At 61.0% G+C, this 25,163-nt stretch carries 24 protein-coding genes; 7 read left to right on the top strand and 17 right to left on the bottom strand.

All coding sequences use genetic code 11. The features are described from left to right. Positions 1 to 32: 32 nt before the first annotated feature. From BVK86_RS11520 to BVK86_RS11505, 4 genes are all read right to left on the bottom strand, one after another. Entirely contained in the window at positions 33 to 1,085 is a 1,053-nt protein-coding gene (locus BVK86_RS11520; protein WP_075946565.1) for a beta-keto acid cleavage family enzyme, read from the bottom strand. A gap of 87 nt (positions 1,086 to 1,172) precedes the next feature. Beyond that, positions 1,173 to 2,021, bottom strand: coding sequence for a TauD/TfdA dioxygenase family protein (locus BVK86_RS11515; protein ID WP_075946564.1), 849 nt, complete (start codon positions 2,019 to 2,021; stop codon positions 1,173 to 1,175). A 13-nt stretch (positions 2,022 to 2,034) separates the two neighbouring features. Further along, positions 2,035 to 3,015: a quinone oxidoreductase family protein gene (locus BVK86_RS11510; RefSeq protein WP_075946563.1), complete on the bottom strand. Its 981-nt coding sequence runs from the start codon at positions 3,013 to 3,015 to the stop codon at positions 2,035 to 2,037. Positions 3,016 to 3,122: 107 nt separating this feature from the next. Next, positions 3,123 to 3,386 carry a hypothetical protein gene (locus BVK86_RS11505; RefSeq protein WP_075946562.1) on the bottom strand — a complete coding sequence of 88 codons (264 nt, stop codon included), beginning with the start codon at positions 3,384 to 3,386 and terminating at the stop codon, positions 3,123 to 3,125. Positions 3,387 to 3,504: 118 nt separating this feature from the next. On the opposite strand from BVK86_RS11505, the gene BVK86_RS11500 reads away from it, so the two are divergent. Beyond that, the gene (locus BVK86_RS11500; protein ID WP_075946561.1) at positions 3,505 to 5,421 is read left to right on the top strand and encodes an alkaline phosphatase D family protein; all 1,917 of its coding nucleotides are present in this window, start codon (positions 3,505 to 3,507) and stop codon (positions 5,419 to 5,421) included. Positions 5,422 to 5,634: 213 nt separating this feature from the next. On the opposite strand, the gene BVK86_RS11495 is transcribed toward BVK86_RS11500, so the two are convergent. Then, entirely contained in the window at positions 5,635 to 6,810 is a 1,176-nt protein-coding gene (locus tag BVK86_RS11495; RefSeq protein ID WP_075946560.1) for an aspartate aminotransferase family protein, read from the bottom strand. A 102-nt stretch (positions 6,811 to 6,912) separates the two neighbouring features. Here BVK86_RS11495 and BVK86_RS11490 point away from each other — a divergent pair, with 102 nt between their 5' ends. Continuing rightward, positions 6,913 to 7,818 (top strand): LysR family transcriptional regulator, encoded by a 906-nt coding sequence (locus tag BVK86_RS11490; protein ID WP_075946559.1) that lies wholly within the window; start codon positions 6,913 to 6,915, stop codon positions 7,816 to 7,818. Between the two features lie 110 nt (positions 7,819 to 7,928). On the opposite strand, the gene msrA is transcribed toward BVK86_RS11490, so the two are convergent. Then, on the bottom strand, positions 7,929 to 8,636 hold the full coding sequence (gene msrA / locus BVK86_RS11485) for a peptide-methionine (S)-S-oxide reductase MsrA (protein WP_075946558.1): 708 nt from the start codon (positions 8,634 to 8,636) through the stop codon (positions 7,929 to 7,931). A gap of 42 nt (positions 8,637 to 8,678) precedes the next feature. Further along, positions 8,679 to 9,197: a peptide-methionine (R)-S-oxide reductase MsrB gene (msrB, locus tag BVK86_RS11480; protein WP_075946557.1), complete on the bottom strand. Its 519-nt coding sequence runs from the start codon at positions 9,195 to 9,197 to the stop codon at positions 8,679 to 8,681. A 150-nt stretch (positions 9,198 to 9,347) separates the two neighbouring features. On the opposite strand from msrB, the gene BVK86_RS11475 reads away from it, so the two are divergent. From BVK86_RS11475 to BVK86_RS11460, 4 genes are all read left to right on the top strand, one after another. After that, positions 9,348 to 10,067, top strand: coding sequence for a response regulator transcription factor (locus tag BVK86_RS11475; RefSeq protein WP_075946556.1), 720 nt, complete (start codon positions 9,348 to 9,350; stop codon positions 10,065 to 10,067). After that, complete coding sequence (locus BVK86_RS11470) at positions 10,064 to 11,584, top strand: sensor histidine kinase (RefSeq protein ID WP_075946555.1); 1,521 nt, start codon at positions 10,064 to 10,066, stop codon at positions 11,582 to 11,584. The genes BVK86_RS11475 and BVK86_RS11470 overlap by 4 nt, the downstream gene beginning before the upstream one ends. A 169-nt stretch (positions 11,585 to 11,753) precedes the next feature. Further along, entirely contained in the window at positions 11,754 to 12,458 is a 705-nt protein-coding gene (locus BVK86_RS11465) for a hypothetical protein (RefSeq protein WP_075946554.1), read from the top strand. A gap of 327 nt (positions 12,459 to 12,785) precedes the next feature. After that, positions 12,786 to 14,216, top strand: coding sequence for an aminotransferase-like domain-containing protein (locus tag BVK86_RS11460; RefSeq protein ID WP_075946553.1), 1,431 nt, complete (start codon positions 12,786 to 12,788; stop codon positions 14,214 to 14,216). A gap of 42 nt (positions 14,217 to 14,258) precedes the next feature. Here the strand turns inward: BVK86_RS11460 and BVK86_RS11455 are convergent, their stop codons facing one another. The 10 genes from BVK86_RS11455 to BVK86_RS11410 form a co-directional block, all read right to left on the bottom strand. Next, a complete protein-coding gene (locus tag BVK86_RS11455) occupies positions 14,259 to 15,059 on the bottom strand; it encodes an N-acyl homoserine lactonase family protein (protein ID WP_075946552.1) in 801 nt (266 codons plus the stop codon). A 14-nt stretch (positions 15,060 to 15,073) separates the two neighbouring features. Then, positions 15,074 to 16,033, bottom strand: a complete 960-nt coding sequence (locus tag BVK86_RS11450) for a diiron oxygenase (protein ID WP_075946551.1) — start codon at positions 16,031 to 16,033, stop codon at positions 15,074 to 15,076. Between the two features lie 66 nt (positions 16,034 to 16,099). Continuing rightward, entirely contained in the window at positions 16,100 to 16,858 is a 759-nt protein-coding gene (locus BVK86_RS11445; protein ID WP_075946550.1) for a TauD/TfdA family dioxygenase, read from the bottom strand. Positions 16,859 to 16,879: 21 nt separating this feature from the next. Continuing rightward, complete coding sequence (locus BVK86_RS11440; protein WP_075946549.1) at positions 16,880 to 17,752, bottom strand: branched-chain amino acid aminotransferase; 873 nt, start codon at positions 17,750 to 17,752, stop codon at positions 16,880 to 16,882. Positions 17,753 to 17,775: 23 nt separating this feature from the next. Beyond that, on the bottom strand, positions 17,776 to 19,116 hold the full coding sequence (locus tag BVK86_RS11435) for a KamA family radical SAM protein (protein ID WP_075946548.1): 1,341 nt from the start codon (positions 19,114 to 19,116) through the stop codon (positions 17,776 to 17,778). 32 nt (positions 19,117 to 19,148) lie between these two features. Beyond that, on the bottom strand, positions 19,149 to 19,793 hold the full coding sequence (gene yfcF / locus BVK86_RS11430; RefSeq protein ID WP_075946547.1) for a glutathione transferase: 645 nt from the start codon (positions 19,791 to 19,793) through the stop codon (positions 19,149 to 19,151). A 210-nt stretch (positions 19,794 to 20,003) separates the two neighbouring features. Continuing rightward, a complete protein-coding gene (locus BVK86_RS11425) occupies positions 20,004 to 20,489 on the bottom strand; it encodes a cupin domain-containing protein (RefSeq protein WP_075946546.1) in 486 nt (161 codons plus the stop codon). A gap of 83 nt (positions 20,490 to 20,572) precedes the next feature. Continuing rightward, complete coding sequence (locus tag BVK86_RS11420) at positions 20,573 to 21,067, bottom strand: RidA family protein (RefSeq protein ID WP_075946545.1); 495 nt, start codon at positions 21,065 to 21,067, stop codon at positions 20,573 to 20,575. Between the two features lie 62 nt (positions 21,068 to 21,129). Next, positions 21,130 to 22,410, bottom strand: coding sequence for an ATP-grasp domain-containing protein (locus tag BVK86_RS11415; protein ID WP_075946544.1), 1,281 nt, complete (start codon positions 22,408 to 22,410; stop codon positions 21,130 to 21,132). 42 nt (positions 22,411 to 22,452) lie between these two features. Beyond that, entirely contained in the window at positions 22,453 to 23,553 is a 1,101-nt protein-coding gene (locus tag BVK86_RS11410) for an MFS transporter (protein WP_075946543.1), read from the bottom strand. Between the two features lie 151 nt (positions 23,554 to 23,704). Between BVK86_RS11410 and BVK86_RS11405 the strand changes: the two genes are divergently transcribed. Continuing rightward, positions 23,705 to 25,123: an aminotransferase-like domain-containing protein gene (locus BVK86_RS11405; RefSeq protein WP_075946542.1), complete on the top strand. Its 1,419-nt coding sequence runs from the start codon at positions 23,705 to 23,707 to the stop codon at positions 25,121 to 25,123. Positions 25,124 to 25,163: the final 40 nt, after the last annotated feature.

Here is a 25,163-nt window from a genome sequence, read left to right as displayed (position 1 = left end):
GAGCGGTCACGGCCACTCGTTCGCCGTGTCGGTCAGCCGCGTTGCGGCACGCCTTTTTGCCCAGCCTTGCGGTTGGGGGCCATGCCGTTGGCCAACAGGGTTTCTTCGATACTGTCGTACTTCACACCGATGCGATAAATCTCGCGGGCCTCTTTGCCCGTGGCGATTTCGCGACCCAGTTCGTGGGCGATGCGCACGGTTTGCTGGATCTGCGCCACCGAGCCGAAGCGATCGCCCTTGTGGTCAATGATAGTGTCTTCATTGCCCACACGCGGGTGCAGCCCCATGGCCATCGACATGGTGTTGAATGGCATGACGTTTTTCAGCAGCGACTCGGAAGTCAGGGTGCAACCGTCCGGCGCGCGGTGGATGAAGTTGAAGAAGTTGAACGGGTTCGGGCCATCGAAGCCGCCGCCAATGCCGATCCAGGTCAGGTTCAGCGGGCCTTTGTAAATGCCACGGCGCACCAGGCGCTCCAGGCTTTCCAGGGCGTGCATGCCGGTCAGCTGGAAGTGCGGCTGAATGCCGTTGTCCATCAGGCGCTTGAGGTGCTCGGCCACCCAGGCCGGGCCTGCCGGCACGGTCATTTCGCTATAGGCAGCCTGGTACAACGGGTTGGCCAGGGAGGTGCCTTCCAGGTATTCGGGATACAACAGCTCCATGATGTTCATCTGGGTGGTGTTGATCGCCACGGTGACCTGATCCGGCTTGGGGGTCAGTTCGGCCAGCATGTGACGGGTGTCGTCGGACAGCCACTTGGCCGCTTCGCCGTCGCTTTCCGGGGCGAAGGAAATCGAGCCGCCAACCTGGATGATCATGTCCGGCACGGCTTCACGCACGCCGGCGATCAGCTCGTTGAATTTCGACAGGCGCTTGGAGCCCTTGCCGTCCAGTTCACGCACATGCAAGTGCAGCACGGTGGCGCCAGCTTCATAGCACTCGACTGCTTTCTGAACCTGCTCGTCCATGGTCAGCGGGATGTCTTCAGGGAAATCTTCCGGCATCCACTCCGGGCCGTACGGGGCCACGGTAATGACTACCTTTTCCATCGTTTCCGGGTGCAGGGAATCGTCGAAAAATTGCATGAGTTACTCCAGTTCTTATGATTGTCCCGCCCACCCGGGGTCGCGCCGGGCAGGCGTGTTTACGAGAGCGAATGCAGAAACGGTGGATCAGTACGTCTTGTCGCCAATGATCCCGGCGCGCTCCATCTTGCGATGGCACGGTGGGTAATCCATGACCGCGTAATGCTGGGTACTGCGGTTGTCCCAGATGGCGATGCTGTTGGGCTTCCAGCGCCAGCGCACTTGATACTCGGGGATGTACGCCTGGCTGATCAGGTAGCGCAGCAGTTCGCTCGCACCCGGGTTGGCGTCCTGGCCGAAACGCACCCGGTCAGGGGTGTGGTAGTTGCTGAAGTGGGTGGTGAAGGCATTGACGAACAGCACCTTCTCGCCGGTATCCGGATGAGTGCGCACCACCGGATGCTCGGCGTCCGGGTACATCGCTTTGAGGCCCAGACGCTTCTCGATCGGCATGGCCGCACCGAAGCTGGCTTCGATGCTGTGACGGGCGCGCAGATTGGCGATCTTCAGCTTCACGTCTTCCGGCAAATTCTCGTACGCCAGCACCATGTTGGCCCACATGGTGTCGCCGCCCACCGGCGGGCACTCGACGCAGCGCAGCACGCAGCCCATCGGTGGGGCCTCGCGCCAGGTGGCGTCGGTGTGCCAGGCGTTTTCGTAGCGGTCCATCGGCTGGTCCGGTCGCTTGTAGATCTGCACCAACCCCGGATGCTCCGGATCGCTGCCGGCCACCGGATGATCTTCCAGTTCGCCGAAACGACGGGCGAAGGCCACGTGCTCGGCGCGGGTGATGTCCTGATCACGCAGGAACACCACGCGGTGCTTGAGCAACTGGGCACGGATCTCGGCAAACAGACCGTCGTCATGCACCGCGTCAGCCAGGTTGACGCCGATCAGCTCGGCGCCAATGCTGCAGGTCAATTGTTCGACTTTCATGGCTGGCCGCTCCTTAAATGACGAAAATCGACGAGCCAGTGGTCTTGCGCGACTCAAGATCCCGGTGCGCCTGCACCGCATCCTGCAAGGCGTAGTGCTGGTTGATCTCGATCTTGATGCGACCGCTGCCAACGTGGTCAAACAACTCGCCCGCCAGCTCGGCTTTTTCCGCCGGGTCGCTGATGTAATTGGCCAGCGCCGGACGGGTCAGGTAGAGCGAACCTTTCATCGCCAGCATCACCGGGTCGAACGCCGGGATCGGCCCGGACGCCGTCCCCACGCAGACCATCAGGCCACGGGGTTTCAACGAATCCAGCGAGCCCATGAAGGTGTTCTTGCCAACGCTGTCGAACACCACGTTGACGCCCACGCCATCGGTCAGTTGACGAACGCGAGCGGCGACGTCTTCATGGCTGTAATTGATCGTATGGTCGCACCCGTGAGCCTTGGCGATCTCAGCCTTTTGCTCGGTGGACACGGTACCGATCACGTTCAGGCCGAGCAGCTTGGCCCACTGCGAAACGATCAGGCCGACACCACCGGCGGCGGCATGCAGCAGAATCGTGTCGCCTTGCTTGAAGTCGTAGATGCGGCGCATCAGGTACGACGAGGTCAGCCCGCGCATGGTCATGGCGGCGGCAGTTTCGAAACTGATGGTTTCCGGCAGCTTGATCAGCGGCGCGGCCGGGATCAGGCGCTCGGTGCTGTAGGCGCCAAGGGTGTTGAGGAAACCGGTGTACGTGACGCGATCCCCCACCTGGACGTTGGTCACGCCTTCGCCGACAGCCTGGACCACGCCGGACGCCTCGACGCCCATGCCGTTGGGCATCGGGATCGGGTAAGTGCCATTGCGAAAGTAGGTGTCGGCGTAGTTCAGGCCGACCGCCACATGGCGCAGACGCACCTGGCCCGGACCGGGGTCGCCGACTTCAACGTCCTCATAACGCAGGACTTCAGGACCACCGGTTTCGTAGAAGCGTACGGCTTTAGCCATTTTTCTTATTCTCCAATCTGCAATATGGGCGTGCTGCATCGAATTGCGCTGATTGGACTGTAGGACGAGGCCTGTTGAGACGCTTCTCATCAGACGACAATGGCTTTTCATTTGGTGACAGGCGAGGCGGCTCCCTCCTTGGTGCCCGGGGTCTGTTCCTTGGTTTTTTCGTCGGCGGCTGGGGCGGCCGGGTTGGTAAACCCGGCCTTGGCGTTTTCGGCCTTGGTCTTGTGAATATCACAACCCTGCAACTCACTCATCTGGGTACAGCCGGACTTCTCCAGTTGCTTGCGGTACTTGTCGTTGATGGCATGGGCCGGGGATTGGGCCAGCAGCAAAATGGCCAGTGCTGGCAGGATGAATTTGTTCATGGGTTCCTCTCTTCGATCGACATAGGAATGAAGCTGCATCGTTGACTCACTTTAGCCTGCCCCGTCGTCACCTGCGCTATCATCCCCCGCCTCTATGCCCCAAGAGTTTGGAACCCGGATGTCCGCAACGCTGCCACTGCCTGATGATCATTCCCTGCCTCCAGTACTCGCCGGCCCGCTGTTGCGGCGGCTTGAGCCGTCGCGACTGGTGATGTGGCTGGTGGGGTCCCGTGCGCTGGAGCTGACGTTGCGTTTGCAGGGCGTCGCCGATATCCGTCTCGACGACGGGCAATGCACGGTGATTGCGGTAGGTACGCACGCCTTTGTGCATTTGATCGATGTGGCGTTGGACGCCGTCCTGCCCTGTGATGAACGCATCGCCTACGACCTGCTACTGGAAGACGGGAAAGGCATCGCCGATTGGGCGCCGCACCTGCTGTACGGCGAGGCCGATTGCCCGAACTTTGTCCTGCGTTCGCGCATCGATCAGTTGCTCCACGGTTCCTGCCGCAAGCCGCATCACCCGGCGACCGACGGTTTGCTGTGCGTCGATAACCTGCTGGCGCAAGAACACCAAGCCGGGGATCGCCCCGCGCTGTTGATGATGAGCGGCGACCAGGTCTACGCCGACGATGTCGCAGGGCCAATGCTGCGAGCCATTCATGCCTTGATCGAGCGGCTGGAACTGTTCGGCGAGCACCTCGAAGGTGCCGTGGTCAGCGACAGCGCCGCGCTGTACGGCCATGCTGCCTGCTACTACCACCGCGCCGATTTGCTGCCGGCCCTCAAGAGCAACGAAACCCTGCGCGATCGTTTCTTCGGCGGTGCGCGCAAGCCGATTTTCACCAGCAGCAGTGCCGACAATCACCTGGTGACTTTCGCTGAAGTCATGGCCATGTACCTGCTCGTCTGGTCGCCGACACCCTGGACGTTGATTACGCCAAAGCCGCCAAAACTGATCAAGGAACGACGTGAGCGGTATGCGCTGGAGCAGACGCGCATCGACGGCTTCAAGGCTGGCCTGGGCAACGTCGCGCGAGCGCTGGCGCATGTGCCGACGCTGATGATTTTCGACGACCACGACATCACCGACGACTGGAATCTTTCCGCGCAATGGGAGGAAACGGCTTACGGCCATCCGTTCTCCAGACGCATCATCGGCAATGCGTTGATCGCTTACATGCTGTGCCAGGGCTGGGGCAATAACCCGGACGCTTTTGTCGATGTCGTGGCAGCGGCCCGCGCCTTCAGCGACACCGGGCACGACCGTTATCTGGACAGCGACGTCCAGGACGGTTTGATCGACGAGCTTTTGCGTTTCCAGCATTGGCATTACGTGCTGCCCACCACGCCGGCCATGGTGGTGCTCGACACCCGAACGCGGCGCTGGCGCAGCGAGATGAACCTCAAACAGCCTTCGGGCCTGCTCGACTGGGAGGCCCTCAGCGAACTGCAACAGGAATTGCTGGATCACCCCAGCGCCATCATCGTTTCGCCGGCGCCGGTGTTCGGGGTGAAACTGATCGAAACGGTACAACGGGTGTTCAGCTGGTTCGGGTATCCACTGCTGGTGGACGCGGAAAACTGGATGGCCCATCGCGGCGCGGCCCAGGTGATCCTGAACATTTTCCGCCACTCGCGCACACCGGGTAATTACGTGGTGCTGTCCGGCGACGTGCATTACTCCTTCGTCTACGAAGTGCTGATCCGCCATCGCAAGGCTGGGCCGCACATCTGGCAGATCACCAGCAGCGGCATCAAGAACGAATTTCCGCCCTCACTGCTGGAATGGTTCGATCGCCTCAACCGCTGGCTGTACTCGCCGCGTTCGCCGCTCAACTGGCTGACCAAACGTCGGCGCATGCGCATCGTGCCGCACGTTCCTGAACACGCCGAGGCCGGCGAACGGCTGTGGAATTCGGCGGGGATCGGGCAGGTGTTCTTTAATGAGAAAGGACAGCCGCAGGCTATTTTTCAGCTCAACTCGAATGGGGCGCCGAAGACGCGGATGGTTGCCCCGGAAATCGACGAATGACCGCAAAAAAACGGTGGGAGCGAGCCTGCTCGCGATAGCAATCTATCAGTCACCTGAGTGGTCACTGTCACACCGCCTTCGCGAGCAGGCTCGCTCCCACACTTGATCGGTGTCGCTCATGGAAACGTCCCGAAGTGGATTCGACGATATTCAGATCATCTGGTTTCAGCAAAACGACAAGGCCGGGCTCAAACGAATCAACCTGCTCAGATATCACCACTGAACAATCGCCCGACTCACCCCCCTGACAATCATCCCCACCTCCCGTTCATCAATGGTCAGTGGCGGCAACAGCCGAATGATCTGCCCCCGTGTGACATTGATCAGTAACCCATGATCCCGTGCCGCAATCAGGCTCAGGTCGCGGATCGGTTGTTTGAGTTCGATGCCGATCATCAGTCCCTGCCCGCGGATCGCCAGCACATTGCGATTGTCGGCCAACTCCATGCGCAATCTGTCCAGCAGCCGTTCGCCCTGAAGCCGGGCGCTTTCCAGTAGCCCCTGCTCTTCAACGATATCCAGCACGGTGCACCCTACGCGGCAGGCCAGCGGATTACCGCCGAAGGTGCTGCCGTGGCTGCCCGGCGTGAAGAGTTCGGCGGCTTTGCCACGGGCCAGGCAGGCGCCGATCGGCACACCGTTGCCCAAGCCTTTGGCCAGGGTCATGACGTCCGGGACGATGCCTTCGTGCTGGAACGCAAACCACTGCCCGGTGCGACCGATGCCGGTCTGGATTTCGTCGAGCATCAGCAACCACGAACGCCGGTTGCACAGTTCGCGCAGCGCCCTGAGATAACCGGGCGGCGCCAGTTGTACGCCGCTTTCGCCCTGGATCGGCTCCATCAGGATCGCCACGATCCGCGCGCCGTGGGCCTGTTGCAGTTTCTCCAGTGCCTTGAGATCTCCGAACGGCACTTTGACGAAATCCCCTGGCAGTTTGTTGAAGCCCAGGCGCACGGCCGGGCCATCGCTGGCGGACAAGGTGCCAAGGGTCCGACCGTGGAAAGCGTTCTCCATGACCACCACCAGCGGCTCTTCAATCCCCTTGTGCCAGCCGTACAACCGGGCGATTTTCAGCGCCGTTTCGTTGGCCTCGGCCCCGGAATTATTGAAGAACGCCCGGTCCATGCCCGCCAGCCGCGTCAGTTTCTGCGCCAATTGCTGTTGCCAGTCGATGCTGTAGAGGTTGGACGTGTGCAGCAGCAACCCGGCCTGTTCGGTGATGGCCGCGACGATTTTCGGGTGGGAATGACCGACGTTGGTCACCGCCACGCCGGCCACCGCGTCCAGGTATTCGCGGCCGGCCTGATCCCACAGGCGAGTGCCCAGCCCTTTGTTGAAACTCAGGGCCAAGGGTTGATAAGTGCTCATCAGGCAGGCGGCGGTCATGACGGCAAGCTCCAGCAAGGGTCGGTGTTTTTGCAGTATGGTTAGCCACCTGAGCTGGATAAACGCTTAAAAACTTCAATCATTTAAAAGCTGGGTTTGATAATGGATCTGTTCCAGGCAATGAACGTCTACGTCAAAGTGGTGGAGAGCGGCAGCATGACGGCCGCCGCTTTTCAGTGCGAGATGTCCACGACCATGGTCGGCAATCACCTCAAGGCCCTGGAGCAGCGCCTCGGTGTGCGCCTGATCCACCGCACCACGCGGCGCCAGCACCTGACCGAATTCGGGGTCGCGTATTACCAGCGGTGCCTGGAAGTGCTGGGGCTGGTGGCCGATTCCGAGCGGCTGGCCGAGCAGACCCTCGACGAACCGAGCGGAATCCTGCGCATCACCGCGCCCCTGACCTTCGGCACCGAGCGCCTGGCACCGGCGCTGAGTGAGTTCAGCCTGCAAAACCCGCGGGTGAAACTCGACGTGGTTCTCACTAACCGGCGCCCCGACCTCGTGGAAAACGGCCTGGATGTGGCGTTTCGACTCGGCGCCCTGGAGCCCTCCAACCTGATCGCCCGGCCATTGATCGACTACACCCTGACCATGTGCGCCTCACCGAAGTATCTGGCCCGTCGCGGCACGCCGCAAACGCCTGAAGACCTGCGCCAGCACGACTGCCTGTCCTTTGCCTATCCGGCGGGGGATGACTGGCAATCGGTGCAAAAGGAATGGCGTCTGACCGGGCCTGATGGCGAAGTCAGCGTGGGGGTCGGCGGGCCGATGCTGATCAACAGCTCGGCCGGGCTGCATCAGGCGGCGCTGACCGGCATGGGCATCGTGATGATGCCCGACGCGCTGGTCGAACAGGATCTGCGGGACGGAAAACTGCAAGCGTTGATGCCCGATTACTGCCCGCCGAGTCGGCCGATGCATCTGGTCTACGCCCAGGATCGCCACCGTTTGCCGAAATTGCGCCGTTTCGTCGAATTCGCGGTGCAGAAGTGGGGCAAGCACTAGCAGGCCAAATGCGTCATGCGTAATGCAAAAGACCGGCCTGATGGCCCGGGCCGATCAGGCGCTGTACCGCTCGAAAATCGCTGGCAAAAACGTGATCTGCGGATAACGCCTCAGATCCCGTCCTTCACCAGCACCGGTTTGTCCTGATAGCGCTCCGGGAACAGCTGCTTGAGCTGCTTCACCTTCGGCAGGTCGTTGATCACGATGTACGGATAGGTCGGGTGCTCGGTCAGAAAGTCCTGATGCTCTTCTTCCGCCGGATAGAAACCGTTGTAGCTTTCCAGCTTGGTCACGATCGGTTGGCTGAACGACTTGGCTGCGTCGAGCTGAGCGATGTAGGCCTGGGCGACTTTTGCCTGCTCAGCGCTTTTGGTGAAGAGGGCGGAGCGGTACTGCGTGCCGGTGTCCGGCCCCTGGCGATTGAGCTCGGTCGGGTTGTGCGCCACCGAGAAGTAGATTTGCAGCAAGGTGCCGTAACTGACCTGGCTCGGGTCGTAGGTCACTTCGACCGATTCCGCATGCCCGGTATTACCGTTGCTGACACGCTCGTACTGAGCCGTGTCGGCGGCGCCGCCGGCATAACCGGACACCGCATTTTTCACCCCTTTGACGTGCTGAAAGACGCCTTGCACGCCCCAGAAACACCCCCCGGCAAACACCGCCGTTTCGCTTTGAGCGTGGGAGATTTCGTCGAGGGCCGGCGGCGCAATGACCACCGCGTCTTCAGCGCCAGTCAACGAGAACGCGGAACATTGGCCGATAACGCCGACAGTGGCCAGTGCCAGCAGCGTGCGGCGCCAGGTGAGCAGGTTTTTCATGTCAGAAACTCCAGAGTTATCCAAGGGGCAGGCAGGCAAAAATCAGACGTCGCGGGGCACGAACTTCATCGCCAGACCATTCATGCAGTAGCGCAGGCCGGTCGGTTTCGGCCCGTCATCGAAGACATGGCCCAAGTGCCCGCCGCAACGTCGACAGTGCACCTCTTCGCGGACCATGCCGAAGCTACGGTCCTGCCGGGTGGCCACGGCCTTGTCCAGCGGCGCCCAGAAACTCGGCCAACCGGTGTGGCTGTCGAACTTGGTGGCCGAGGAAAACAGCGGCAGGCCGCAACCGGCGCAGGCGAACGTGCCGTCACGATGTTCGTTGTTAAGCGGGCTGCTGTAGGCGCGCTCAGTGCCTTCTTCGCGCAGGATTTCGTATTGCTCGTCACTGAGGATCGCGTGCCATTCGCTGTCGCTGTGGGTGACTTCGAACGCCTCGGCTGCGCTGGCTTCGCTGATCAATGCCGCGCCTGTGGAAAACTTCGGCAACAGGCCAATCGCCAGGGCTGCCAGCCCGAACCCGCCGCTCGCTACAAGAAGTTGCCGTCGTGAAAACATGCTCGTCTCCCAAAAAACCAGGGTGTTTCATGGAACACAGCCTAGGCTTGGGAGGATCGCCAAATCCTCACGGGAAGTTAAACAATTCGTGATAACTCGGGCGCTGAAAAACCCGCACAATGCGCTCAATGCGCCGAAGGATTGAGCTGGATGGAACAGACCAAACGAGTCCTCGTAGTCGAGGACGATCAGCACATCGCCGACCTGATGTGCCTGCATCTGCGAGATGAACAGTTCGAGGTGGTGCACAGCGCCGATGGCACTGAAGGCATGCGCCTGCTGCAGCAAGGCAACTGGGATGCACTGGTCCTCGACCTGATGCTGCCCGGCGTCGATGGCCTGGAGATCTGTCGCCGTGCCCGGGCCATGGCCCGCTACACGCCGATCATCATCACCAGCGCCCGCTCCAGCGAAGTGCACCGCATTCTCGGCCTCGAACTGGGTGCCGATGATTACCTGGCCAAGCCGTTTTCCATGCTGGAACTGGTGGCGCGGGTCAAAGCCCTGTTGCGCCGGGTCGATGCGATGGCGCGCAACCTGAAGATGGACGCCGGCAGCCTGAACATCGACGGCCTGGCCATCGACCCGATCACCCGCGAAGTCGCCCTCGACGGTCGGCGCCTGGACCTCACGCCCCGGGAGTTCGACTTGCTGTACTTCTTCGCCCGACAACCCGGCAAGGTGTTTTCGCGCATGGACCTGCTCAATGCCGTATGGGGCTACAGCCACGAAGGCTACGAGCACACGGTCAACACCCACATCAACCGCCTGCGCGCCAAGATCGAAGCCGACCCGGCGCAACCGGTGCGTATCCTCACGGTGTGGGGCCGGGGCTACAAATTCGCCACCGGGGAGGAACCCCAGCCATGAGGCTGACCCTCACGCAGCGCCTGTCACTGGTGTTCGCCGTGCTGCTGCTGGTGTGCTGCGGCACGTCGGCGTGGATGCAGGTGCGCTCCAACCAGTTGCATGAACAGGAAGTGGTGCAAGGCTTGTCCCGGGATCTTGCGCAACACATCGCCAATGACACGGTGCTGATGGACACCCAGGGGCTGATGCCCAATGCCGTGCGCGATCTGTTCAGCAAGCTGATGCAGGTCAACCCGAGCGTCGAGGTGTACCTGCTGGACACCGAGGGCAAGATTGTCGGCAGCGCCGCGCCCGAGGGGCGGATTCGCCGTGAGAAGGTTGACCTGTCGCCTATCCAGCGCCTGCTGCGCGGCGATTCCCTGCCGATTCTCGGCGACGACCCGCGCAGTGTCGATGCGCGCAAGGTGTTCAGCGCCGCGCCGCTGAAGGTCAATGGCAAACCGGCCGGTTATCTCTACGTGGTGCTGCTCGGTGAAGACCACGATCGACTGGCCGAACGCGGTGCCACCAGCGCCGCACTCAATACCGCCCTGCTGTCGATTGGCCTGGTGGCGCTGTTGTGCCTGATTGCCGGTCTCACCGCGTTTGCCTTGATCACCCGGCCGTTGCGTCGTTTGACGGACACCGTCAGCCAGTTCGACATTGATGGGGTGCCGGTCACCCCCGCCCTGCCCGTCACGGTGGAAAAAACCGCCAGCCACGATGAAATCGCGATCCTCGACGCCACGTTCCGGCAGATGCAGGCGCGCCTCGGTGAGCAGTGGCGCTCGTTGACCCGCCAGGATCAGGAGCGCCGTGAACTGGTGGCGAACATCTCCCACGACCTGCGTACGCCGCTGGCCTCGCTGCACGGTTATCTGGAAACCCTGACGCTCAAGGACGCCACGCTGTCCCCCGCCGACCGTCGTCGCTATTTGGGCATCGCCCTGGATCAGAGCCACAAAGTGGGTGGGCTGGCGCAGTCGTTGCTGGAACTGGTGCGCCTGGAACACGGTTTTGTGCAACCGGTGCTGGAGCGGTTTTCCCTGACCGATCTGGCCCAGGACATCTTCCAGAAGTTCGAGCTCACCGCCGAAGCGCGTCAGATCGAATTGAAGGCCACGTTCGCGCCGAACGTTTCAGCGGCCTGCGCCGACCTGGGGCTGATCGAGCGGGTGCTGACCAATCTGTTCGACAACGCTTTACGCCATACGCCTGCGGGGGGCGAGGTGGAGTTGGGCCTGCGCCCGCAAGGTGCGTATATCGAAGTAACCGTGAGCGACAGTGGGCCGGGCATCGCGCCGCAACTGCGTGAGGGGTTGTTCCTGCGCCCGTTCAACATCGGCGGCGCACGGCGCGATGGCGGCTTGGGACTGCGGATCGTGCACCGCATCCTGCAATTGCATGGGTGCGAGATTCAGTTGATCGACGTACCGGGGCGTGGGGCGACATTCCGGTTCTCGTTGCCGGTTGATGAAGAGACGGCGTCGGCACTGGCGGTGCGGTCGATGAACCTCAATACACCGAACCAGGCTTGAGAACGGTGGCGCCTGGCAGGCTGCCATCGCTGGCAGCGATGCGCGTGATTTTGTCCGTTGGCCCGTTGGTTCGTGACAACGCTGCCCCGGTCCAATAGATTAAGCGACCTGAAAAAGCCCCCCGAGCTTTATCGACCCAATTCAAGCTGAAAAAAGTAGTGAAATTTCAATGTCCGATTCCAATACCGCTGAATCCGTAGTCACCTTGTCGTCCAAAGCGGAATACGAAAACTCCATCAATCTTTCACAACACGTGCCCCAGGCGAAAACCATCAGCGAGATGGTGCTGGACGCTTTCCAGTCGACCCGCGAAAGCGACCAGATCCGCGAACTGCGTGCCGCTATCCGTCAGGCCCACGACAGCTTCGACGATGACAAAGCCTACGAACTGATGGGCCAGCTCAAGCAGCTCAAGGACGCCGAGGCCGCCGACATCGCCGCCCTCGAAGACCTGAGCAGCAAGTTCTCGATCGGCCGTATCCTGTCCAGCTTCAAGGACGACCCGGCGTTCCAGGAAATCGTCTACGGCCTGGCCCTGAAAGTGCTGAACCAGACCCACCAGGCCATCAGCAACCCGAGCGGTGGCAAGAGCAAGGCCGCCAAGGCCAAGAAAGAAGTCGAAGTGTTCACCATCAGCAAGGACGGCATCAGCGTCACCCTGCCCCTGCGCACCCCGCGCTCGCGCCTGAGCGTGGACCGTGAAGCCCTGGAATTCCTCGGTTTCACCTTCGTTGGCGAAGGCGACGACGCGGAACTGGAAAGCGAGACGTTCCTGGACAATGCCGGTACCGAACAAGCGGTCAACCGCAAGAACATCATCACCGCGCTGCAACAGCAGACGGCGTTCGACGGCTACAGCATCGCCGCGCAGTAACAGATCCCGTTGTGGCGAGCGAGCTTGCTCGCGCTGGGCGGCGAAGCGGCCCCAAAAAATCTGACATGACCCGCCGTTTTTTGTGAGTGCCCCGCACTCAAGCGCGAGCACGCTCCCTCGCCACAGGTGTCTCAGAGATTCACACACAGCCCTGCCACCGTGCGGGGCTTTTTATTGCCCGCGATTCGAGCAAAACCATGATTAGTCTTCCAGTATCGACAGCAGGACAACTCTTCCCTTCACCCATCAGCACCACGGGTCCGCCTGCAGGGAGCGTCAACTCACTTTCCAGCCCAAGACCTCAGTGGTGCGACTGCCGAGGTCATCATGAACACGCTCCCGCTCTACCGTCAGCTGGCCAATCATTATCTGGACGCGATCCGCAGCGGCACCCTGAAAACCGGCGAACGCCTGCCCTCGATACGGCTGATGATGGAAAAACACGCCGTCAGCCTGTCGACCGCCGTGCAGGTATGCCGCGAGCTTGAAGACTATGGCGTACTGGAAGCCCGACCGCGCTCGGGCAACTACATTCGTCAGCCCGACACGCCGACCAGACCCGTTGCGCTCATCCAGCCCCCACCGCTGGATACAGGCGTCTACGTCGGCATACATGAGCACGTGTCGACGGTGCTCAAAGCCAGTCAGCAGGCGACGATCAAGGTCAACCTGGCCAGCGCCTACTGCGCCCCTCAGCTCTACCCGTTGAAGGTCTTGCAGGACAATATGATCAAGGCCTTGCGCCAGGATCAGCACTTGTTCGACACCACGGGCTCGACCTGCGGCAACAGTGCGCTACGCAACGTCCTTGCCCGCCGGATGCTGACCGCCAAGACCCACCTGACGGCTGATCGCATTGTGATCACCCACGGCGCCACCGAAGCGATCAACCTGGCCCTGCGTGCCGTGACCCAACCCGGCGATACCGTGGCTGTGGAGTCGCCGACCTTCTACGGCCTGCTGCAAATTCTCGAAAGCCTGAACCTGCGGGTGCTGGAAGTCGCGGCCTCGGCCCACGCGGGGATTGAGTTGCCGGCGCTGGAACACCTGCTGCAAGGCCCGGAGCGGATCAAGGCGCTGATCGTCATCCCCAACCTGCACAACCCGTTGGGCAGCATCATGCCCGACACCCACAAGGCGCGGCTGGTGAAGCTCTGTGCCGAGCACGATACGGTACTGATCGAGGACGATACCTACGGTGACCTGGTGGACACCGAACAACCGCTGTCCACCCTCAAGCACTGGGACCGCACCGACAACGTGATCTATTGCGCTTCACTGAATAAAACCCTGGCGCCGGGCCTGCGCCTGGGCTGGATCAGTGCCGGAAAGTGGCACGACCGCGTGGAAATGCTCAAGCACACCCAGACCCGAGGCTGCGAGAAGCTGTCGCAACTGGCGGTCAGTGCCTTCATGGGCACGCCATCGTACGAACGCTACCTGCGGCGCCTGAGGAAAACCCTGACCCAGCAGCGCCAGCACATGAGCGCTGCGATCCTGCGCTACTTTCCCGAAGGCACCCGAGTGACCAACCCGCGAGGCGGCACGTTGCTGTGGGTGGAATTGCCTGTGCAGCATTCGTCCATGGCGCTTTTTCAGGAAGCGTTGAACGTCGGCATCCAGATTTCACCTGGGGATATCTTTTCCAACGCCAAGCGCTTCAAGAACTTTGTGCGCATTGGCTGTGGAACACCGTATTCGCCAAGGATCGATGAAGCATTGCAGACGTTGGGACGCCTGCTAAAAAATCAGGGCTAACCTGTGGAAGCAGGCCCGCTCCCACAGGGTCAGAGGTGATCTTCAGATGGGGGGCTGGTGCAGGCTGATGATGTGCGGGTCGTCGTTCCAGTGCGGGAACCGCTCGGCGATCAGTGGGTCGTGGCCGGGGATGACGTGATCTTCGCTGTCGGCCAGGCGATCGATTTCGCTGAACGCCTCAAGGCTTTGCGCCAGGTCATCGATGATCGGAAACGGGCTGCGTTCGCGAATGTTGACCCACAAATGCGCGGCGTCCGACGCCAATACAATCCAGCCGCGCGCGGTGTTGACCCGCACCACCTGACTGCCCGGCGTGTGACCGCCCACCGCATGCAGCGTGACGCCAGGCATCACTTGCACCGTGCCGTTGTGCAAACGCATCCGCCCTTCGAACAGTGGCGGCAGCGCCGACATCACATCCTCGACCTCGTAGGTTTTGTTGACCGTGTGATGGGCCATTTTCGGCCCGGTGCAGAAGCGCAGCTCCGCTTCCTGCAGATGCACCGTGGCCTTGGGAAACAGTCCCAGATTGCCGGCATGATCCCAGTGCAAATGCGTGAGGATCAAGTGCTCGACCTGCGCCGGCTCGATGTCCAGTTGCCGCAGGGATTCTTCCGGCAGGCGATACATCTGGCGATTGCGCCGGTCCGCCGTGGCCGGTTGAAAACAGGTGTCGACCACGATCACCTGCTGCGCGTTGCGAATGACCCAGAAATAGTAATCCAGCGGCATCGGCGCATTCGGATCACCACAGCAGGCGTCGTAGAGAAAATTCTCCCGGGCGGTGCGCTGGGCATTGGCGCCGACGCGGATGGCGAACACTTCGTACACAGGAACGGACATGCACACCTCCGGATTCAGGCCACCGCAGTGGCTTTGAGGGTCGGGCGAAAATCGAAGTCGATCAGCTCGCTGATGCCCAGGTCGTGCGCCAGTTTATGCAGGCCACTGTAATCACGCATGATCGTCGCGTTCTTGTTGCTCTCGCGGGTGTCGGCAATGATCAACGCCGCTTCCTCGACGCCGAGCTGCGTCAGAATTGCCTCCCACATCGAGTAGTCCTGGGCGATAAAAGCACTCAGCGCCACCGACAGGTTGCGTGCGAAAAATTCGCGCTGAACCGGCGGCATGTTGGCGTACATCACCTTGGCCACCTCGGCCAGCACTTTGCTGTGGGCATACTCGTCACGGTTGTGCAGCTCGGCCACGCGGCGGTTTTGCGGCTGGATGGTCTGATCATCGGCCAGCAAATCGAGATAGGCATTGACGCTGATCTCGGCCACCACCGCGAAGGTGATTGCCGCCAGATCCCGCTGCCATTGCTCGGGCAACGTTTCACGCAGGGCCTTGAGGCGCAGGTAAGTGACGGAGGGCGGCAAGTCCAGATCCTGATCCAGCGCGCGATCAAGCCTGGTCCGCTCGATGGCCCGCAGGTGCATCAGCGTGTGGTAATGCTCGTCGATCAGCGTCTGTTGCATGGCCTCGCGAAAATGCCAGTCGTCCTTGCCCAGATACTGGTTGGCGATGACGCTCAGCGCCGGGTTCACCACGTGTTCCTCGGCGGTCACGGTGCGCAGGTTGTAGCCAATCCAGCCCCAGGTCACCACGCTGCTTTTAAGCGCTTCGCTCAAGGCCTGGAATGCCGGGTGATGGAAAAACGGCACCATGCACTCCGGGTAATCCGGGCGCACCGGGTCGAACACTTCGTTGATCTGGCCTTTGTCCGGCGAACACACCGTGGCGCGTTTGGTCCAGGCCTGGTTGAGCCGCACGATCAGTTGATGATCGACCTCGGCAATCTCGATTGCTGTTTGCATGACGCAATACCTGTAAGACGCGTACCCGCGAGGGGTACGCCTGAAGAATGAAAGGCGACGGAAAAGTCAGGCCAGCCAGTAGCGGGTCAGGTGGCGCGCCGGGTCAGTGTATCGGCTGCGGGCGTGAATCATCCGCCAGTTATCCCAAATCAACAGGCACCCGTCGGGAATCAGCACCGGTGTGTTGTGCTCGATGAAATAGGCTTCACCCAGCGCCGCAAACCTGGCCAGTGGCGAGCTGCTGTGGGTCACTTGCGATTGCTGCAACGCGTCCTTCGACGGGTTCACGTCGCCATAGTGAAACTGGTTGTAGCTGAAGCGAAAAATGTCGCCTTCTTCGGTCGGTGTCAGGATGTACTCCTTGACCCGGGTCTGCGCCGGCTCGCCTGGTTTGGCGGTGGCGACGAACTCCACGGGCGTGTCGTCGAGCCATTCGCGCAGTTCCGGTTCGGACCGCTCCAGCGACTTTAAAAACTCATAACCGTCCACCAGCCCGGTGTGCCCTCCACCGCACGCGGCCTGTTTATGGCAATGCAACGCCAGATAACGGGGTGGCGGACCATACACCGGCGCTTCGGTGTGCGGGCCGATGCCGTTCATGCTCTGGGAGTAAGGCAAGTCCTCATACCCTGGCTTGCGGGTGATGGCAAAGGCGACCTGACCGTTGAACTGCGGTATGACCGAACCGAACGCTTGCAGGGTTCCTACAACATCGTGGGCAAATTCCCCGGGGGTAAGCACCGTCCAGCCCTGCGCCGATAATTGCTCATGACGATGGCCCAGTGAAACATAAGGTGTAGACGCAACAATCCCTTGGTTTGGCATGGCGAGGTTCCTGGCTGTTTATCAGGCGTTGACGGTTGAGGTGTAAGCGGCGATCAAATCGCGGCAGGCATTGCCCGGCCGGTAGAGCTGCTCGTCGATGCTTTGCACCGGGGTGATTTCGGCGGCGGTTCCGGTGAGAAAACACTCATCGAAATCGCTCAGTTCCGTCGGCAGAATCGTGCGTTCGATCACTTGATAATCCAGTGCCTTTGCCAGTTCGATCACGGTCTGGCGGGTGATGCCGTTGAGGAAACAATCCGCCACCGGCGTGTGCAACGTCCGGCCTTTGACGAAGAACACATTGGCACTGGTGGCTTCGGCGACGTGACCGCGCCAGTCGAGCATCAGCGCATCGTGGTAACCGGTGTTCTCGGCGTCGTGCTTGCTCAACGTGGCGATCTGGTAGTGCCCCGAAGCCTTGGCTTCGAAGGGGCTGCTGCTGGGTGGCGGGCGGCGCCACGTCGCGGTTTTCAGGCGAATGCCGGCCATGCGTGCCGCCGGGTCGAAATAGCTCGGCCATTGCCAGCAAGCGATGGCCACATGCACGCGGTTGAAACGCGCCGAGGTGGAAATCATCTCGCTGCCGCGCCACGCTACCGGTCGCAAATACCCCTCGACCACGCCGTTGCGCCGCAGCAGTTCGTGGCTGGCCGCTTCCAGTTCAGCGGGTTCAAACGGGAGGGCGAAATCCATCAGTTGCGCCGAGCGATACAGCCGCTCGGTGTGCTCGCGCAGTTTGAAGATCTTGCCGTTGTACACGCGCTCCCCTTCATACACCGTGCTCGCGTAATGCAGGCCGTGGGTCAATACGTGCAGGCGCGCCTGGGACCACTCGACGAACGCGCCGTCGAGCCAGATCAATCCTTCGCGCTGATCAAACGGGATACCGCTCATGTCCCTCTCTCCTATAAATCGTCCTACGCCGTTTGCAGCAGGACCGGTATCAATTCGGGGGTTGCCTGGGGTTCGTTCTGAAAGAAAAACGTCCGTTCGCCAAACGCCGGGCGCAGGTCATCGAACCAGGTCACGTGGGGATCGAAGCGCGCATAGAACGTGCGCAACACCCACTGCGGATCGCGTGCCTGCAGGAACTGCAGCACGAAGACTTTTTCTCCGGCGACTGTCTCGATGCCGTTGATCAACACCTTGCCGTAGAACGTGCTCATGGACGGCCCGCGCACCGTGCGCGCCAGCCCCGACACCGTGCGGTAGGCCGCCTGGAAGATTTCGAACGCTCGGGCCAGCGGCATCGCGAAGTAATGGCTGGGGCCGGTGTCGCGTTCGACGAACATGTAATAAGGCACCGCCCCGAGCCGTACGCCCTCGGTCCAGAGGTCCGCCCAATCGGCCGGGTTTTCGTTGATGTGGCGGATCACAGGCGCCTGCATGCGCAGCGTTGCACCGGTGGCGCGAATGCGTTCGACGGCTTGGCGCGCGATGTCCTGGCGGATCTCCACCGGGTGGTTGTAATGCCCCATGATCGACAGGTTTTTCCCCGCCGCCACAATGCGCTGGAACAGTGCCAGCAGATCGGGGGCGTCCTTGTCACTGACGAAGCGCTGCGGCCAGTACGCTACGGATTTGGTGCCGATGCGGATGCTCTTCAGCTGCGGCAAATCCAGCAGCGGCTCGATGTACCCCGCCAGCGAGCGGGTATTCATGATCATCGGGTCGCCCCCGGTGATCAGTACATCGGTGACTTCGCTGTGCACCCGCAGGTAGTTCACCAGCTCTTGGGATTCACGGGCATTGAACTTGAGCTCTTCCTCGCCGATGAACTGCGCCCAGCGAAAACAGAAGGTGCAGTACGCGTGGCAGGTCTGGCCGGCACCGGGAAAAAACAGCACCGTCTCGCGGTATTTGTGCTGAATGCCCGCGAGGACCTTGCCGTCGAGCGTCGCGCTGTTGTGCGTCAGTTGCCCGGCCGGGTGCGGGTTCATGCGCAACCAGATGGCTTCGATACACCGCTTGATCGCGGCTGAATCGTCCAGCTCGATCAGGTGCTTGAGTGACGCGTATTCCTCCGCCAGCAACATGTCTTTGTGGGGAAACGTCATGCGGAAAATCGGATCGTCGGGAATGTTGTTCCAGTCGATCAGCGTGCCCAGTACATATTCGTTGGTGCGAAACGGCATGACCCGGGCCACGACGGTCATGGCTTCCTGCAATGCCGGGGTCAACCTGTCCCAATAAGGTGTGTCGCGGATGGTGCGAGCGTTGTAGGGTTTGTATCTTTCCTGCTCCGACATTCCTTGCATGGCAGCGCTCCTGGTGTTTGCCCTGACGGTTGCTACACGATGGCCGGCGCTTTGCGCTCTATGTCCATCCAGGCCCGGACGCTGTCGCGATCCCACTGACGGCGGACATATGCCGCCAATCGCGCAGGCACCGCGTCACCATTGGCCACCAGGCGATTGAGCATGATCGCCAGGTCGGTGTCGGCAACGCTCCAGTCACCGAACAGATGCTCGGCGCCCTCCCCCAGCAAACGGTCGGCCGCGAACACCAGGCGCTCGACAGCGGCCCGGGCTTCGTCGGACAGCGGCGTGTCTTTCTTGCCGAAATACACCAGATCAAACGGACGCTCTCTGCGCAGAACCAGCAAATCGCTGCGCAACCAGGCCTGCAGTTGACGGGCACGGGCACGCTGCTTGATGTCTTGCGGGTAAAGTCTTTTTGCACCGGGTGCGAGCTCTTCCAGGTACTCGGCAATGGCTGAGGATTCCGACAAAGCAAAGCCTTCGTGAACTAATGCAGGGATTTTGCAGGTCAGGGAGAGATCGCGGTAACTTTCCAGATAGTTTTCACGCCCCTTCAAATCCACCGTCACAAGTTCAAAGGAAAGTTGTTTTTCCTTTAATGCCACATAAGCCGACATCGCAAAGGCACTGACATAGTCTGCACCGATATACAGCTTTAACTTTGTACTTTCCATCGAACGCTCCCTTGCACTAAGCACATTAATCCGTTGCAGTTGAAGCGATCGTATTAAGTTGCTCAGCGGCTGAACAGATACAGAAATTACCTGTTTCTATCGATACAGAAATCCAGGAAACGTCACTCACGACCAGACCATTTGCAGGCGCGCAAAACCAAAAAAGGGAGTCCGTAAAAGCGGACTCCCTGGCGTGCAGCAGACGGGAAATTACAGCGGGCGGGGGATCAGGCCAACGTTGTCGGCGTGATTGGCCAGCAGGGCCATTTGCGGCATGTTGCTGAGGTTGAGCATGGCCAGCGGCTCGCTGCTGCTGGTGTTGACGAAGCCGTGGCGGGTCCAGGCGGGCACCAGTAATACATCACCGGGGCCGATGTTGACCGCGTCCGCATCGCCGAGTGACAACGCGCCGCAACCGGACTGGATGATGAACAGATGCCACCAGGCATGGGCATGGCCAGCGAGGGTGGAACCGGGCACCAGCCATTGCATGGACACCGCCATGCCGGGCGTCAGCTGGCAACCTTCGAGGGAATTATCGTGGGCCAGCGCAACGATATCGACGTCACTGGCCTCAAGGGTCTGGCGCATATCGCCAAGTTCGGCAGCTGACCACACCCGGGGTTTTATCGGCTGCCGATCCAGACTCTGGCGAAAGTCCTTATATGAAAAAAACGCACCCTGAACGTTATTCATCTTCTGCTTCCAACTTATTCTGCCGAATGGAGTTAGCCGACCTTAGGCTAACTCTTCAACAGTGTAAAGCCGGGCAACTTCACTTATAACGCCGAAGGTCGCAGCGCCACGATCATATCAACTTCAATCGGCGCATTTTTTGGCAGTTGATAAACACCAACGGTGGTGCGTGTATGTTTACCGGCATCACCGAGTACGTGACTGAACACATCTGACGCGCCGTTGGCGACTTCGCTGAGGTCGACAAAATCTTCCGTGCATCGCACATACACCGTTACCCGAATCAGCGACTTGATCTTGTCCAGCGAACCAATGGCATCGACGATCAACGCCAGGCCGCGCATCGCACAGATGCTGGCAGCGGCTTGCGCATCGCCCATGTTGAGATCACGCCCGACCCGACCCGGGTAGTGGATTTTGCCGTTCATGCGCGGCACCAGACCGCTGATGTATAACTCGTCGTGATGGCGGATCAACGGCGCGTAATGGCCGCCAGCGGTGTTCTCGCCGTAGATGTCATAGTCGAATTCCCGCGCCAGAGCGATGAAGCGCTCATCACAGGTCATGTGTGAAATCATTTACTGAACCCTCTTGATCAATACTGCAAAAAAACATCGATCGTTGCTGCTTGACCCGTCACTCACCCCACCGCCCTGGCCGGTGTTGCCAGGCTGGTGATCCCGACCCTTGATTCAATGGCTTCGGCCAGACGCGACAGGTCAAGGCTGAGGCGCTCGTACTGCTCGTTGAACAAGACGATGTGGCCGATGAACGAGAAGTTGTCTTTCACCAGGGCACTGACCGAATCACCAATGCGCTTGGTCACTACCGCTTCCACCAGTTCGATGTTCAGCGAGCGTGCCAGCGCCTGAATGTCCGGAACATCGCGCAGGATGCCGCCGCTGTTCGCCCGCAACAGGCGTATGCCGCAATAGCCGCGCGGCACCGGATCATCGCTGGCGACGTGACCTTCCACCGCCCAGCGAACCCAGCGTTCCCACGGGTCGAAGTCGATAAACGCCTTTCGGGCCAGGTCCCAGATATGCATGCCTCCGGGACGCATGTTGGTTTCCACGGCCGAGGTACGGTGATTGGCCCTGTGGAAAACTTCGTTGTGCCAGGCCCCGTTGTCCTGCGAAACCAAGCCCGCCATGTGTCGGCCTGCAGCCATCAGCCGCGCCTGGGCATCTGCCGGCAATGGCGCAGGCACCACTTGCTGGATTTCGGCGCGGTAGGCGCCATCGGTGGTGGTTTTTTCGGTGATCCAGGTGCTCCCGGCGACGTAGTCCCAGCTGTATTCCCGGGCGTTCTGGATCAGTTCTTCGAGGACGATGCCGCCCTCGCGATAGGGCTTGAGCGCTTGCCAGGCTTCGTCGCATTCGGACGGGTGACGGATCACCCGGCAGCCACGGCTGGCACCTTCGCAGGCCGGCTTGATGAACGCCTTGCCGCCCAGTTCGATCACCCGCTGACGCAATTCCGGCAGGCTCTCGATGCGGGTGGAGACGATCGGCCGGTAATCCTCTGGGGCCTCCGTGGCGGATGCTTCGAGCTGCCGGAAAATCTGTTTGTCCAGCCCGGCCCGTGCCTCGGCCGGGGTAATGCCGGGCAGGCCGAAATGACTGGCCAGCGCCGCGCCGAGCAGTACGCCACGATCGGAAAACGGCAGCACGCCGATCAGCTTCCACCGATCGGCATTCAGGCAACCGACCACCAGTTCGAGCGAGGCCGCCACGTCTTGCTCGGCCAGCGATGTCGTGCAAACGTGATCAGCCACCTGATCGTCCTGGGGCTGGATCTTCTCGACCAGCAGGATCAACCGGGCGTTGTACAGCGACTTGCACAGATCGCGCAGCTTCTGGATGTCGTGAACCCGACTGCCGTTGTACCCCACCACCACTACGCACGAAGTCGTATTCATAAACCCCCCGACTTGCAAAATAAAATCCGAAACGGCGATGACTCAGTCATGCAGCGACGCGATCGACTTACGGTTGAGCCAGTACCAGACCAGAATCCCGGCAGCGCCGATGGCGGCCAGCAGCAGCGCGTTGTAGGGCGGCGGCATGACCCGCATGATCAACACGGTCAAACCCGCGCCGACGCCCAGGGACACTTCCTTGACGAACATGTTGTTCTGCTTGACCGAGAAGTAATCCAGGTGACTGAACGCGCATTCGGCGATCGACAACAGCGCCACCCAGACCAGTGCGCCGGCCAGGGTTTCGACGTGGAATGCCGCAGGCGAAGACAGCACTGCAAAACCGCCGACGATGATCGCGATCACAGTCAGCACCTTGAAGCGCCCGGTGCTCTCGATCAGCTTCATGACCGGCACTTGCGCGAACACCACCACGGCGCTGTTGAGGATCAGCATCAGGCCGTACCAGGCGGGGAGTTCGCCGGTCTTGAGCAGGATCGCTTGCGGCAGGATCGAGAACACACCAAACAGCTTGATGCCCATGATGATGCCGGCGATGACCCACGGCAGTTTGTTGGCCCAACCGCTGCCGTCCTTGCTGGCCGGACGCGCCACCGCGGCTTCGGTGGTGAACGTCGCGCCCATGGCGATGGGCAGGCACAACAGGACGAAACTGGCGGCGCCGAGGAAAAACATGCCCGGGGTCAACAGCGGTGACAGCAGGATCAGACCGGCCAGCAGACTGCCCATGTTCATGGCCACGCGGTTATACGCTGCACCCTCCTTGGTCTGCGCCGCTTCGCTCTTGATCAGGTAACCGGCAATCGCAATGCCGTAGGCAAACAACGCTGCGGCAAACATGACAACGCCCTGGTTATGCGTGACGGCCAGCAGCACCAGGCCGGCGGCCGCGCACAGTAGCGTCACGCTCAGGGAGCGGCGACCGAGCACCAGCAACGTCAATGGCAAAAGCAGTAACAAGGCCCGATAACCGAGGGCCAGAATGCTGTTGGTGGCGGTATCGAGCCAGACGTTGGCCTTGCCCAACACCGCGAACAGCGCCACGGCCGTGATGATTCGAATGGTGAACAACCGCAGGTTGATCACCGGTTTCGCCACGGCGGCGGTTGTTTCTACGCTCATGCAGCACCTCTTGAACCTTGGCGACTGAACGACCGGCAACAGGTCGACAATCCGAAAACTCTCCAAAGTCATAGTAAAAAGAGATGCTTGTCTTGATCAGAGCAAGTTCGTATAGAATCAAACGAACTTTACTGCCAGAGAGACCAGTAAAATGCAGGCTCAGCGCGCAGTGATCGCCGCTATCGAGTTCCAGCCGGGTGTGCCGCTGGTGCAGCAGATCGTCGATCAATTGACCGTAGCGATCAGCCAGGGCGGCCTGCCCCACGGCTCCAGGCTGCCGCCGATTCGCGAACTTTCCGACTTGATGCACGTGGGCAAATCCACGGTGGTCGACGCCCTCGACCGTTTGCGGGCCAAAGGCCTGGTGGTTTCACGTCAGGGCTCGGGGCACTACGTGCACCGTTCCAGCAGCACTCTTCCGGCCAACGCCGGGCCGGACCTGCTGCCGCAAGACACCCTCAGCGTGGTCCGCCGCGCCGTGTTGCTGGACAACGGCGCACTGCGCCCCGGGGCCGGCTTTCTGCCCTCCTCCTGGCTGCCTGCCGAAGAATTGCTCAAAGCTGTGCGCGGTACACTTCGCGCGACCACCCTGCGCATGGGCGAATACGGTAACGCCAGCGGTTATCTGCCACTGCGCCAGGCGTTGCGGGTGAAGATGGCGAGCCTGGGCATTGAGGCGCCGGTGGAGCAGATCATCACCACCGCCAACACCGTCCAAGCCATCGACATGTTGATGCGCCTGCTGGTCAAACCCGGCGACACGGTGCTGCTCGACGACCCTTGCTACTTCACGATGCACACCAATCTGACCTGGCACGGCGCGAAGGTCATCACCATCCGCCGCGATTGCGACGGCATGGACCTCGACGCGTTCGAGCAACTGCTGATCGCCCACCGTCCCGTGCTGTACATGACCAACAACGCCCTGCACAACCCGACCGGGCACTCGTTCACCTCGGCGCAGGTTTATCGCTTGCTCGAGTTGAGCCATCGCTACAATTTCCACATCCTCGAGGACGACCTGTACTGCGACATGCAGCAACGCCGAACGCCGCGCCTGGCCGCGGGCGGGCTGGACACGGTGTCTTACGTCTCCGGGTTCTCCAAGACCCTGACCGCCAACAGCCGCGTCAGCTTCGCGGTGTTGTCGCCGCAACTGGCGGCACGCATGGTGACGCTGAAAATGGCCTGCGGCGGCATGACCTCGGAAATGGCCGAGCAGATCATCTGCACCATGCTCAGCGACGGCAGCTATGCCAAACACATGCGCCGCACCGTGGACCGGCTCTATGAGTCGAACAGCCGGGTGGCGGCGTGGCTGGGCGAGGCCGGGTGTTCGGTGTCTTCGCTGCCAGGGGAAGGGTTGTACATCTGGACGCGATTGCCCGATGAATACAACGCCGAATCCCTGGCCATCAAGGGTCTGGAAATCGACCTGGTACTGGCGCCGGGCACCTTGCTCAGCAAAGGGCCGGAGGGCAATCGGTTCCTGCGTTTCAACGTGGCGCACAGTGATCATGTGCAGGTGCGGGAGCGGTTTTTCCGGTTGCTGGACAAACCACACAAATAACTGACAACCCCCTATCCCTGTGGGACCGAGCCTGCTCGCT

The sequence above is a fragment of the Pseudomonas reinekei genome (assembly GCF_001945365.1).
GTDB classification, from domain to species: domain Bacteria; phylum Pseudomonadota; class Gammaproteobacteria; order Pseudomonadales; family Pseudomonadaceae; genus Aquipseudomonas; species Aquipseudomonas reinekei.
Note: the sequence above shows the minus strand (reverse complement) of the source record. Positions and strands in the feature narration are given on the sequence as shown.

What these genes read in the sequence shown, in the direction of transcription:
- BVK86_RS11455 (WP_075946552.1), bottom strand. Translation starts at nt 15,059, where the DNA reads ATGTCCGTTCCTGTGTACGAAGTGTTCGCCATCCGCGTCGGCGCCAAT.
- BVK86_RS11440 (WP_075946549.1), bottom strand. Translation starts at nt 17,752, where the DNA reads ATGAGCGGTATCCCGTTTGATCAGCGCGAAGGATTGATCTGGCTCGAC.
- BVK86_RS11510 (WP_075946563.1), bottom strand. Translation starts at nt 3,015, where the DNA reads ATGGCTAAAGCCGTACGCTTCTACGAAACCGGTGGTCCTGAAGTCCTG.
- yfcF (WP_075946547.1), bottom strand. Translation starts at nt 19,793, where the DNA reads ATGGAAAGTACAAAGTTAAAGCTGTATATCGGTGCAGACTATGTCAGT.
- msrA (WP_075946558.1), bottom strand. Translation starts at nt 8,636, where the DNA reads ATGAAAAACCTGCTCACCTGGCGCCGCACGCTGCTGGCACTGGCCACT.
- BVK86_RS11450 (WP_075946551.1), bottom strand. Translation starts at nt 16,033, where the DNA reads ATGCAAACAGCAATCGAGATTGCCGAGGTCGATCATCAACTGATCGTG.
- BVK86_RS11475 (WP_075946556.1), top strand. Translation starts at nt 9,348, where the DNA reads ATGGAACAGACCAAACGAGTCCTCGTAGTCGAGGACGATCAGCACATC.
- BVK86_RS11410 (WP_075946543.1), bottom strand. Translation starts at nt 23,553, where the DNA reads ATGAGCGTAGAAACAACCGCCGCCGTGGCGAAACCGGTGATCAACCTG.
- BVK86_RS11425 (WP_075946546.1), bottom strand. Translation starts at nt 20,489, where the DNA reads ATGAATAACGTTCAGGGTGCGTTTTTTTCATATAAGGACTTTCGCCAG.
- BVK86_RS11505 (WP_075946562.1), bottom strand. Translation starts at nt 3,386, where the DNA reads ATGAACAAATTCATCCTGCCAGCACTGGCCATTTTGCTGCTGGCCCAA.
- msrB (WP_075946557.1), bottom strand. Translation starts at nt 9,197, where the DNA reads ATGTTTTCACGACGGCAACTTCTTGTAGCGAGCGGCGGGTTCGGGCTG.
- BVK86_RS11405 (WP_075946542.1), top strand. Translation starts at nt 23,705, where the DNA reads ATGCAGGCTCAGCGCGCAGTGATCGCCGCTATCGAGTTCCAGCCGGGT.
- BVK86_RS11420 (WP_075946545.1), bottom strand. Translation starts at nt 21,067, where the DNA reads ATGATTTCACACATGACCTGTGATGAGCGCTTCATCGCTCTGGCGCGG.
- BVK86_RS11445 (WP_075946550.1), bottom strand. Translation starts at nt 16,858, where the DNA reads ATGCCAAACCAAGGGATTGTTGCGTCTACACCTTATGTTTCACTGGGC.
- BVK86_RS11495 (WP_075946560.1), bottom strand. Translation starts at nt 6,810, where the DNA reads ATGACCGCCGCCTGCCTGATGAGCACTTATCAACCCTTGGCCCTGAGT.
- BVK86_RS11415 (WP_075946544.1), bottom strand. Translation starts at nt 22,410, where the DNA reads ATGAATACGACTTCGTGCGTAGTGGTGGTGGGGTACAACGGCAGTCGG.
- BVK86_RS11500 (WP_075946561.1), top strand. Translation starts at nt 3,505, where the DNA reads ATGTCCGCAACGCTGCCACTGCCTGATGATCATTCCCTGCCTCCAGTA.
- BVK86_RS11465 (WP_075946554.1), top strand. Translation starts at nt 11,754, where the DNA reads ATGTCCGATTCCAATACCGCTGAATCCGTAGTCACCTTGTCGTCCAAA.
- BVK86_RS11470 (WP_075946555.1), top strand. Translation starts at nt 10,064, where the DNA reads ATGAGGCTGACCCTCACGCAGCGCCTGTCACTGGTGTTCGCCGTGCTG.
- BVK86_RS11520 (WP_075946565.1), bottom strand. Translation starts at nt 1,085, where the DNA reads ATGCAATTTTTCGACGATTCCCTGCACCCGGAAACGATGGAAAAGGTA.
- BVK86_RS11490 (WP_075946559.1), top strand. Translation starts at nt 6,913, where the DNA reads ATGGATCTGTTCCAGGCAATGAACGTCTACGTCAAAGTGGTGGAGAGC.
- BVK86_RS11460 (WP_075946553.1), top strand. Translation starts at nt 12,786, where the DNA reads ATGAACACGCTCCCGCTCTACCGTCAGCTGGCCAATCATTATCTGGAC.
- BVK86_RS11435 (WP_075946548.1), bottom strand. Translation starts at nt 19,116, where the DNA reads ATGCAAGGAATGTCGGAGCAGGAAAGATACAAACCCTACAACGCTCGC.
- BVK86_RS11515 (WP_075946564.1), bottom strand. Translation starts at nt 2,021, where the DNA reads ATGAAAGTCGAACAATTGACCTGCAGCATTGGCGCCGAGCTGATCGGC.